The sequence below is a fragment of the Dolichospermum lemmermannii CS-548 genome, assembly GCF_028330815.1.
GTDB lineage: Bacteria > Cyanobacteriota > Cyanobacteriia > Cyanobacteriales > Nostocaceae > Dolichospermum > Dolichospermum lemmermannii.
This window is the reverse complement of sequence record NZ_JAQMTJ010000266.1, coordinates 1-10,289: the sequence shown is the minus strand read 5'-3', so window position 1 is coordinate 10,289 and position 10,289 is coordinate 1. Positions and strand designations below refer to the sequence as shown.

Annotated in this window: 8 protein-coding genes, 1 tRNA gene and 2 pseudogenes; 3 read left to right on the top strand and 8 right to left on the bottom strand. The window is 38.9% G+C overall.

Annotated features, from left to right (window positions below):
* Window positions 1-436: 436 nt before the first annotated feature.
* The 5 genes and pseudogenes from nrdJ (PN450_RS18160) to PN450_RS18140 form a co-directional block, all read right to left on the bottom strand.
* Window positions 437-1,510: pseudogene (nrdJ, locus tag PN450_RS18160) on the bottom strand (ribonucleoside-triphosphate reductase, adenosylcobalamin-dependent); the annotation flags it as partial.
* Between the two features lie 319 nt (window positions 1,511-1,829).
* Window positions 1,830-3,056, bottom strand: a pseudogene (nrdJ, locus tag PN450_RS18155) (ribonucleoside-triphosphate reductase, adenosylcobalamin-dependent); the annotation flags it as partial.
* 257 nt (window positions 3,057-3,313) lie between these two features.
* Entirely contained in the window at window positions 3,314-3,670 is a 357-nt protein-coding gene (locus PN450_RS18150) for a hypothetical protein (protein ID WP_015080565.1), read from the bottom strand.
* Between the two features lie 16 nt (window positions 3,671-3,686).
* Window positions 3,687-4,076, bottom strand: coding sequence for a hypothetical protein (locus PN450_RS18145; RefSeq protein ID WP_271837127.1), 390 nt, complete (start codon window positions 4,074-4,076; stop codon window positions 3,687-3,689).
* Window positions 4,077-4,271 (bottom strand): hypothetical protein, encoded by a 195-nt coding sequence (locus tag PN450_RS18140; protein WP_271837126.1) that lies wholly within the window; start codon window positions 4,269-4,271, stop codon window positions 4,077-4,079. It lies immediately after the preceding gene.
* A gap of 551 nt (window positions 4,272-4,822) precedes the next feature.
* Between PN450_RS18140 and PN450_RS18135 the strand changes: the two genes are divergently transcribed.
* Window positions 4,823-5,404, top strand: a complete 582-nt coding sequence (locus PN450_RS18135) for an Npun_F5749 family FMN-dependent PPOX-type flavoprotein (protein ID WP_271837125.1) — start codon at window positions 4,823-4,825, stop codon at window positions 5,402-5,404.
* Window positions 5,405-5,421: 17 nt separating this feature from the next.
* Here PN450_RS18135 and cysE read toward each other — a convergent pair whose 3' ends face one another.
* Window positions 5,422-6,174, bottom strand: a complete 753-nt coding sequence (gene cysE, locus PN450_RS18130) for a serine O-acetyltransferase (RefSeq protein ID WP_148764032.1) — start codon at window positions 6,172-6,174, stop codon at window positions 5,422-5,424.
* Between the two features lie 201 nt (window positions 6,175-6,375).
* Entirely contained in the window at window positions 6,376-8,073 is a 1,698-nt protein-coding gene (locus PN450_RS18125; RefSeq protein ID WP_271837124.1) for a DUF3352 domain-containing protein, read from the bottom strand.
* A gap of 30 nt (window positions 8,074-8,103) precedes the next feature.
* Between PN450_RS18125 and PN450_RS18120 the strand changes: the two genes are divergently transcribed.
* The gene (locus PN450_RS18120) at window positions 8,104-8,463 is read left to right on the top strand and encodes a rhodanese-like domain-containing protein (RefSeq protein WP_015080560.1); all 360 of its coding nucleotides are present in this window, start codon (window positions 8,104-8,106) and stop codon (window positions 8,461-8,463) included.
* 53 nt (window positions 8,464-8,516) lie between these two features.
* Here PN450_RS18120 and PN450_RS18115 read toward each other — a convergent pair whose 3' ends face one another.
* Window positions 8,517-9,527: a class I SAM-dependent methyltransferase gene (locus tag PN450_RS18115; protein ID WP_213714286.1), complete on the bottom strand. Its 1,011-nt coding sequence runs from the start codon at window positions 9,525-9,527 to the stop codon at window positions 8,517-8,519.
* A gap of 422 nt (window positions 9,528-9,949) precedes the next feature.
* Here PN450_RS18115 and PN450_RS18110 point away from each other — a divergent pair.
* Window positions 9,950-10,022 (top strand) — tRNA-Ala (locus PN450_RS18110).
* The last annotated feature ends 267 nt before the right edge of the window (window positions 10,023-10,289 follow it).

Here is a 10,289-nt window from a genome sequence, read left to right as displayed (position 1 = left end):
CTATTATCTAATTTAACCACTGAGGACAGTCAATGAGCGTGGATCTGCTTGCTAATTAATTCTATCATGTCACGGCGAATAAATTTGCCGTTGGCACTTCCTCCACGCATCTACAGCGGTTTCCGCTCTTATGAGGTACAAAGTTGAATCATGAAACTCTTGTAGTGCGGGCATCTTGCCCGCTAGATATGTACCTCATAACACCGGGAAGTGCTGTATTGCCAAGTGGCTTCCGTGCCTTTCGTTCTATTTGGTGAATGCGATTTTAACAAAATCTGATAGTCAATAAAGCCTCACCTTCAAGAATGGGGGATTTCTCTTGTATTAGGTACTAATGTACTATATGCTGGGTGAGTTAACAAGCAATTATTTAGGGCTTGCTGATAGTCCCCGCCCTATGGAGGGAGGGGGATTCTTGTTTCTTTGAAAACGGATTTTATGATGTGGGTGGCTGTTCTGGGAACATACACTTATCAGAGTCGCAACCACTGGGTCCTGCTTCTGATAATTCTCCCAAGTCGTAACGACTTAGCGCCCCACAGAAATCATCTGTTCTGCGTCGGGCTTTGACTTCTTTAGATAAGCGTTCATAAGTGGCTTTGTCTATGGGTTCAAAGGGAAGACGGGGGAATGATTGCAAATCGTCAAACCGGGCTAACAGCGCGGCAGAAATATAGCCTTCATCATTTTGGATAGCTTCATAGATGCGTGTTCCCAATAATTCAACTTCCTCAGAACGGAGTTCTAAGGTAGCAGAGGTGTTATGGGTGACGTAATGACTTTGGACTTGCATCACAAAATCTAGTTGGGCTAAAACGGAAAACTGAGATACATCAATGACATCAGCACCGGGTAAATCAGCCCAAGATACAGCGACGGGTATTTCTACTAACCATTCTGTACAGCGAGGATCAAAAGGATCATTAAGTAAGTTGCCGTTTTCATCTTTGTCAGATTGGGAAGGGATGACGTTGTAACCATAATCTATACAAGCTAGGGCTACGGGGTCATTTTTGCCAAAGGTAATCCGACGAATGAATCTTTGAGCTTTGGGGGGATGCCAACCGGGAGATGCCCCTGTTAAGAGGGATTTGGTGCCGGCTGGTTGCACGGTAGTACACCGGTTGGGGCGTTTGATCTGATGGCGATCGCAATATTCCCACACTACTTTATGAACGACATCTTTCCAGAAGTTGAGATATTTTTGTTCACCACGTTTAAAAATCAGTCCTTCAGGAGTTTCGGGTCTTCCTGCTTCCCACCACCGTAACCAATCTGTCCCAAAAGCATGAACAAAGAAGTCAAATAAACCGGTAAATGATACACCGACAATGGGATCAAGTTCCCGGCTGTATTGATAGCGGGGTTCGAGAAATTTGTGATTTAACAGGGCGACGACGGAAAGCGCACCAGCGGTAAATGCCTCTTTTTGTTCTTTATAGTTGTCCGGGTCGAGTTGGTTTAAGTGTACCTCAGCCAAATTACAGTGGAAGTCAGCACCAATAATCTCCAGTTTTGTTATCCTAAAGGCTTTTTATCCTCTAGTTCTTGATTTTCGAGGTTGTCACAAGTTGTAACAACTTAATTCAATCAAGCTCGGCGTACATTTTCGCTTTGTAGCGTCAGGCACTCTTGGGGGAGTTATCGCTTCCTTATCGCTCATCCCCTACGCTCTACGGTGCTGGTGGTGTCCAGTTACCTCGGTATTAGCAAGTAAATCTTGTTATATAAGTTTGTAGAAAACTTACAAATTTATCTAAAAGACGACTTTGTTCTCAGCTTTCACCGATTTTGCCTGATTTTTATACGTGAGGCAAGTATTATAAAATACCACACGGGTTTAATCCATATCTACCCAAACGATGTTCTACTTCATCAGTACCAACTTCAGGATAGTATTTTTTTATCCATTGTCCGGCTTTTCCTTGCTCGTAAGCTTGCAAAAAGTCTTTTTTGATTTCTGGTGTATTTAATAAATCAGCATTAGCTCTAGCAACTGCTTCACCAGCCCATTGAATTGCTCCTTCACCACTGTAATATTGTTTACGTACAGCAGCAATGGATTCTTCTAAGGTTGGTTTGTGGTGAAAGACTCGGCTATGGTTGGCCATTCTCAGAGAATCGCGTTCTGGATCTATACGCCAGTTACCTTCTGCGTCTTGTTGCCATAAGTTATCTTTAGCAGTTGCGCCTTGTTCATCTTCAGAAATGAATTGTCTCATACCCGCGCTTCTGCGGATATTGCCAGCAACAATAGTGACAGCAGCTTCATCAATTAATAAGCAGCATTCAACTGAGTTTAATTGTCTGCCTATTGCCTTATTGAGAATAGAGGCGCAACGCTGATACAATCCAGGTAATTTCACAGGATTAGCCATGCCGCCAAAGCCTTTGAGGGTTTCCCCAGATTGGCGCACATCGCTAATATCAACAATTACCTGAACGTCACCTGTAAAGCGTTCATCTGTAGAAAGTTCTAAAAGAGTTTGATAGGATTTTACCCAACCTTCCCGGCTGTCTCCAACGTGGATAGTAGCGGTGTTAGCTTCTATATGGGTTTGTGTAAATTCACGACGCTGTGCTTGGGGTGTGCTGCCAATTTCACCTGTGATGGTGATATTGAGGCGATTACGGATAGGGGGAAGTTGATTAATATACTGTGGTTCGATGATCGCACCTGTACCACAGCCCATCATGGCTAGGTCCATCATCAATCCAAAGGCACTCCAGTCTATAAGGTTGGTAGAGGTGCAGTTATAAGCACCGGAGAAGTTTTTGGGTTTGGTTAACCAATTTGTACCACCAACCCACATCCAGCGCCCACTGGGGAGGGATTTCATGTTTCGCTGCATCTTGTCTAAAATGGCAGCTTCTTCACGGGTGAGTTTTCCCAGTTCTACTAAACCGCGTAAAGTGCGATCGCACACCTGATCCCATGTTTCTCTCAAACCTGCATCTGTCCGACGGCTGTAGGTTCTAAAAAACACTGGATTGGCTGCTGGAGCAGATTCTGGAAAAGTTGCACCCTGACGTTGACGTTCAAGTTCTCGAACCATGATGAAGTATGATTGCTTATGGACAAACTATGACTATACGCCAAGTAGATTTAAGATTAAAGATTGAAAATTTTACTACTTTGCGCTATAGCTTAGTCTGTGCCAATTATAACTATATTTTTGTTTTTAGGTTAAGTATAAGACCCTGACAGTGCATTATCAGGGTATTAGAATCTCAACTTTTTATCTGTCAGTTTTCGTAGAATAGGCTATCTGTGTAATAATGCTGTTTGTGTAATTTTTGCGTTGACTATTCATCAAGCAGAGATAGTCAGTAAAGATGCCAATTCATTTGTATTAGTTACAACTTGATTTAATTGCTCACTGAAATAGATAACCTCATAATTAGGTGCAAGTTCTTTTTGCAGTTGTTTCCACAAACTAATCCCTTCTTGTTCAAAAGCTGCTGCTGCTTCTGGACTCAAATCAGGTGAATTACCAGGATCTTGCCAATTTAATGTGGCATTATAAGCAGTTGCCCATTTTCTCAAATGGTTAATGGTTTCTTGGCTGAGGGGCAGTTTGGCTGGGTCAATGTTACCAACTTTGTCAGCATCTGCCCACCATAAAGGGTCGCACCCATAATCAGCCATTAGTTTAATTTTTATTGCCATAGCTACTACGGTGGAATTATGGTAATGAGGCTGGATTAGCTCCAACTATATAACCATTATCGCCTACTGTCACTGCTATATACTGCTTTTTTCCATTAAAGTTTACTTCATAGATTTTTCTTCGAGGTTCTACTGTTCCTTGATAAGCAAGAAACATTCCACTGATTACAGCAGCCATAACAACATCGGCAATTTCATCTTCAGAAATTCCACGTTTGGCAAAGTCTTCTTGATGTTTATCCAAAATGTGTAATAGTCCACTTCCTCTTTTACCAGGTTTTCCTTCTTCTAAAAAGACTATTTTGCCATCATCTTGTTTAGCAATCTTGACTATTTTTTCAGGGGTATGTTTAATGCCAAGTTGGACAAGTTCAGAAATCAAGACTAATTTTTCAGCACTATTCATTTACATATCTCCTGAAACTAAGGATAAGTTTTGTTCAACTAAACCTCGTAAAGTGCGATCGCATACTTCATCCCAGAACTCTCTTAACCCGGCTGGTGTACGACGGCTGTAAGTTCTAAAAAACACAGGATTGGCTGCTGGGGCAGTTTCGGGAAAAGATGCACTCTGGCGTTTACGTTCCAGTTCTTGAACCATAATAAAGTCCTGTTGCTGACTAACAGACTAAGACTATACGCCAAGTTGATGTAAGATACAAACTTGCTATGATTGTACAATCTCAATAGGGAGCATCCCAATTTTGAAAAAATAAACTTGTCCACTGCAAAATCTCTCTAAAACTTTCTTTCCTTCGTGTCTTTCGTTTCTTCGTGGTTCGTTTATTTCATGTCTTGGACTCAATAAAAAAATAAACTTACACATTTGGGATGCTACCTCTAAATAAGAGGTAAAGACTAAGACTATACGCCAAGTAGTTGTAGTATGGAAGATTGCTAAATTTACCACTTTGTAATATTTTATATAATATGTAACATTTTTGTATTTAATGACCATAAAAACATTTACAAAGTTGGTTAAGTCAAGTGCAAGATTAATTTATTACTGTTCAGATCCCCGAATTTTCAAGATAATTCAATGATTTATTCTATATTGATAGAAGTCGGGGATCTCAAAAATAGTAGATTTTAAATTAAAATTATATAACAAACAAATAAAAGTCAAATTACCAAAATATTACAGTAATAATAATGTCATTAGCACCTTGGCGAAGTCTTATTACCCGCGCCCTTCATCAAAACCGCAGCCTCGTTTATTCCCGCTATGTGCAATTAGCAACAGTGCGAGAAAATGGTTTTCCTGCTAATCGTACCGTCGTGTTTCGCGGCTTTCTAGACGATACCAATCAGCTAAAATTTATTACCGATATTCGTAGTGAAAAAGCTGAACAAATATCAAAACAACCAGCAGCGGAAATTTGCTGGTATTTTCCTAACACCAGAGAACAATTTCGGATTACTGGAAAATTAACTTTAATTACTGCTAATTCTCACCCCAATTTGCAACCAGCAAGAATCAAAATGTGGCAAGAATTAAGTGATGCAGCTAGGTTACAATTTGCTTGGCCTACTCCTGCTGACATGAGAATACAAACACCAGAAGCTTTTATACCACCAGCACCAGACAATATTGAACCATTAGAAAATTTTTGTTTATTATTACTTGAACCAGTAAAAGTAGATCATTTAGAATTGCGGGGTGAACCACAAAATAGATGGGTTTACTACTACAATGAAAACCAAGAATGGTTGACTGAAGCAATAAACCCATAATTTTGATTTTTGGTTTTTTAAATTCCCGCACCATCAAAAAATTCTTGAATCTGTTTATCTCTGATATTACAAAAATTGTGTTCTTTTGGTAATTCATCTTCTGGAAAGAATTTACCCACTAAAACCGGAGTTTTGGCGGGAGTTTGTAAAGCTTGAATTTGTGCTTCTAAGGCTTCAATACGGTCAACTAAGGTGCGAATTACTTGGGCTTCTGAGTCTGGTAAATTGCTGTGTTCTAGAGGTGCAACCCGGACTCCTGAACGGTAGATAATGCGACCAGGAACACCGACAACGGTACAACTAGATGGTACATCTCTCAACACCACTGAACCTGCACCAATGCGGACATTATCACCAATTTCGATATTTCCTAAAACTTTTGCACCGGCACCAACGACGACATTTTCGCCTAATGTGGGGTGACGTTTACCGCTTTCTTTACCTGTTCCCCCCAGGGTGACACCTTGATAAATTAGGGCGTAGTTACCGATAATGGCTGTTTCCCCAATTACTACTCCCATTCCGTGATCAATAAATACACCTTCACCAATTGTAGCCCCTGGGTGAATTTCTACACCTGTTAAAAACCGGGCAATGTGAGAAATCAAGCGGGGGAAAAAGGGAAGACCAAGACGACGCAACCAGTGTGCAAAGCGGTGGAAAACTAGGGCTTGCAAACCTGGATAGCAAAACAAAACCTCCAACCAATTCCGGGCTGCGGGGTCACGTTCAAAGATGATGCGAAAATCGGTACGGAGTCTAGAGAACATTGAGATAGTACCCTTGATAGCACAACAAGCTACTCTCTCATATTATCGTGACTTGGTAATTAGGGATTGGTAATTGGTAATTGGTAATTGGTAATTGGTAATTGGTAATTGGTAATTGGTAATTGGTGATTGGGGACTAAATCATCTATGCCTTAGTATCTAAGGCTTCTGGACTGTTAAAGTGGAGTTAATTCTGATTTGTTAATGCAGTTGTAAGAATACTCCGCTTTTGAGTGTTCCTGGTTCGCTGCTATAACTACTCACTGTCAGGGATTTTAAATTATCAAAAAGTGGCTTACCCAATACTTCTGCAAATTTTATCAAAGGTAATTGACGTTTGAGAAGATTTTGACTATTTTCCCAGTCTAGATAAATATACCCTTGGTTGGGTTGGGGAATTGTCGCAATACTATTTTTAAATTGGGGATTTTCTAGGAGAGATTTTTGCTTTTGACTCAAAACTGCTGTTAGCGTCTTTAAATCAGAACTGAAAATTTCATAATTATCTAAGGTTGTATGCACTCCTTTAACTTTTGTGTCCACATTAATAGATGTGTTATTTTCACTTGTGGCTGTAATTTTTGTCCAAGCTGCTATTTTTTGTTGATCTAAAGTTAGGGAACTAAGGTTAAAACCACTTCTACTGGCAATATTATTTAAATGTGTGATTCCTGCTGCTAATTCTGGGGTTTTTTCGATAACAAATAACCAATGAGGGGTTGTATTTTCTGAATTGGGTAATAAGGCTAAGGCGTATTCTCCCGTTATCCAATTGAAAATATCTTCGCTAAAGTTTAAATTCCAATTGTTTTGGATTTTTACTAAGGGTTGTAGTAATCGAGAAATACCTTCTTCACTAGAACCGTAAATGCTTGCTGTTACTTGTTTCCACAGTTTTGCTATATCGCTATTACCTAATTTATTCAAATTTGTGCCAGCGATCGCTAAAGCTGTTGATTCTGGAATATACTGTAATGCTCCTACAGATTGAGATAGGGGTAAAGATGAAGGTACAACTGGGGAATTTGTTAAAAATGTACTTTCTGTGAGCAACCCTTGGGAATTTAAAACGAAGGAGAGAATTTGGCTATTATAAGTTGATTCTGCCAATTCTAATCCTTGCCATTTACCAACTTCTGGTAAATTCAAGAAAGTTACAGCTACAGCATTTTTAGAGATTTGTTGAGTAGCTTTTTGATATTCTAGAGAACTAATTAAGTTTAAATCTGGTGCTTGTAAATTATTAATTGCTTCTTTGATAACTTGAGGATGATTAGCCAGCAAAACAAAATTATTAACAACTGCACCTGCTAAACTATTTTGGGTTTTTAAGTCTGGTGCATATTCGGGATGATCAGAAATAACCTTGACACCTTTGTAACGTTCAATTCCTAAATTAGTCCCACTAAAAGCCCGGTTAGAAAATAATAATTCCAAAAACTCACGGCTTTTCTCTGGTTTTGTAGTTGCAAGTGCCATTAAATACCCGGTTTGTAGTCCGTTGTCTGGATCACGGTCTATATCTATGGTAGTTGCAGCTAGGGTAATTTCATCACCCAACCAGGGTTTAAGATCATTTGAATAATCTATATTATTTTTTGCCAATAGACTATTTTTGAGTTGAGAAAATTCTCCTTTTGCTGCTATTGTCTGTAACCCGTCGGGATTGACCAATAATGATACCATTGCTGGTGAAGACTTGGAGACAAATATAGCCGCAGCGGGTTGAGAGTTGCGAACGACAAGACTAACTGGACTTTTCCCCGAAAACCAGGAGAATTTAGCTACACAAACTAGCACAAGCGTGATTATGCCAGCTATAAGGAAACCAAGTTTAATATTTTTTGTTAAGTGTTGACTGTTCACATTCTTTATATTTTTTAGTTTTTCTGCAAACATGAATAGTATAGGATTTTTTAGAAAAACTGCATGACAAATACATCATTTGATCAACCCTTTTCCGAAATTACTGTTGAGGAACTAGCCAAACGTCTTTCCAGTAATGAAGGAACGCTTCAGTTAATAGATGTGCGTGAACCCCAGGAAATTGCTTTATCACGGCTAGATGGTTTTGTCAATCTTCCTTTGAGTGAATATGAGCAATGGAGTGAACAAGTGCCTATCCGCTTTGATATTCATGCAGAAACTCTTGTTCTCTGTCATCATGGTATCCGCTCTGCTCAGATGTGTGGGTGGTTAGTTACTCAAGGATTTACAAATGTTAAAAATATTAAGGGTGGAATTTCCGCTTATTCGATTTTAGTTGATCCTTCTGTGCCGCAATATTAGGAAATTGTAGGGGCGCAGGAATTATCTGCGCTCAAAGTTCAAATTCATCGAGTTTAACTCTCTTCTAAAGGTCGTTCTAAGATTAATTTATAATATCCAAAAGCTTCCCCTTTAGGACTGACAGTAAAAGGCATTAAAAGACCAGCGATTGAATTTCTAATTAAATATTTAGGTAACAAATAAATAAGTATTTTCACTTGCCAAGACAAGGAAAAAAGTTTCCAGGATAATTTTTGTAATTTTAATAATGTCGGCTGAATTGCTAAAGAAATATCTTCAATAGTTTGAATTTGAAAGCCAATTGACTGGACGATAGCATTCCAATCATTAATTTCTGAAAATCCATGACGAACTGCCATTGATATTTCTACAAGTTGAGTTGCGGTTTGCAGTAATTTAGGGAGTTGTGTAAACTTAATTTTACGATAACCATCGAAGATAATTAATTGTCCACCTGGACGCAGCACCCGAAAAATTTCTGCCAGTGGTGTTTCTGCTTCAGAGGCGTGACATAAACACTCAAAGGCAAAAACAATATCAAAGGATTGATCTAAAAAGTTTAGGCGATTAAAGTTACCTTCTTGAAAAGATAGATTAGCAAATTTATCGGCTTTGCGACGTGCTATTTTAATATGCGATGGTGTTAAATCAATGCCAGTGAAATGTACTTCTGGATACTGCTGGGCTAAAAAACAGCTATTAAATCCTTTACCACATCCTAATTCTAAAACGGTCTTGGCATCAAGTTTACGAATTTGTTCAGCAACTACTCGTGGTTGAGCATAATAACCATCTGGATCAAATATACCATCAGGGTTTAATGCCATGTGGATAGCATCTTGTCCAGAGTGATAGATTTGATAACCCCACTCGCTTTGGGTGTAGTAAGATATGGTAGCATCTGCATCAAATTCTTTTAAAACAGCCTCACAATCAAAAAGCCCGTCAATTTTGGCGATCGCATCTGCTAAAGTTAGTTGACTAGTCTGTGGAGCATACTCTGGTTTTGATCCCCCAGTCAGTAGTTTAATAATGATATTTTTCAAGAATTTATTTGCTGCCATAAGTATTTGCAAAAATATGATTAAATTACTATAGCAGTCCTATTGCGTAACTGTCAGCATTCAGCTATCAAATAAACATTTCCCTAGTACACAATGGCGTAAGTCAATCAACCATTAAAAATTTGACAAAAGCTTGTGTAATCTGCTTTTTTAATTTTTAATTTTTAATTTTTAATTCCGCACTGCGGTACTAGCCTTTTTTTCATGTTCTCCAGCATGATTCTAGGCGGTTGGAGATTAATTAGGTTGAAAACCACATCTATTTTTTTTGTTTTGGTTTATCGGTGTCAAGGTTAATTTGCTGCTTAATATTTCTTAATATAACTTTCTTGACTGAATTGACATAGATTAATGTATAATCACAAAAGAGACAAATAAAAGAACTAACCAATAAGCCGAAAAGCTTACTGCATTGGAATTTCGGGGTTATAGCGCAGTTGGTAGCGCACCTCAATGGCATTGAGGGGGTCAGCGGTTCGAATCCGCTTAGCTCCATTAGATTATAATATTTTCAAGTTTAGCTTTCTGTGACTTTACCCATAACTTTGCCGCGACGGCAAACTTATGCTTCCAATAGAAATTGGCAAAGTTATGGTTCCAATTCATGGGTAATTTTTAAGCTTCATAAGACCTCGCGGTAAGTGGGAAACGAGCGCGTCTTTAGACCTGAGAGGGAAACGGCACGAGGGATTTTAATCCCTGTGGTATGTTAGAATTAAATTGTGAGTAAGAACAAAAAACATCTACGTGTTGAAGCATCCT

Bases quoted from the DNA above. Each gene is read 5' to 3' on its own strand.
- cysE (WP_148764032.1), bottom strand. From the start codon at position 6,174: ATGTTCTCTAGACTCCGTACCGATTTTCGCATCATCTTTGAACGTGAC.
- PN450_RS18135 (WP_271837125.1), top strand. From the start codon at position 4,823: ATGTCATTAGCACCTTGGCGAAGTCTTATTACCCGCGCCCTTCATCAA.
- PN450_RS18120 (WP_015080560.1), top strand. From the start codon at position 8,104: ATGACAAATACATCATTTGATCAACCCTTTTCCGAAATTACTGTTGAG.
- PN450_RS18150 (WP_015080565.1), bottom strand. From the start codon at position 3,670: ATGGCAATAAAAATTAAACTAATGGCTGATTATGGGTGCGACCCTTTA.
- PN450_RS18145 (WP_271837127.1), bottom strand. From the start codon at position 4,076: ATGAATAGTGCTGAAAAATTAGTCTTGATTTCTGAACTTGTCCAACTT.
- PN450_RS18115 (WP_213714286.1), bottom strand. From the start codon at position 9,527: ATGGCAGCAAATAAATTCTTGAAAAATATCATTATTAAACTACTGACT.
- PN450_RS18140 (WP_271837126.1), bottom strand. From the start codon at position 4,271: ATGGTTCAAGAACTGGAACGTAAACGCCAGAGTGCATCTTTTCCCGAA.
- PN450_RS18125 (WP_271837124.1), bottom strand. From the start codon at position 8,073: ATGTTTGCAGAAAAACTAAAAAATATAAAGAATGTGAACAGTCAACAC.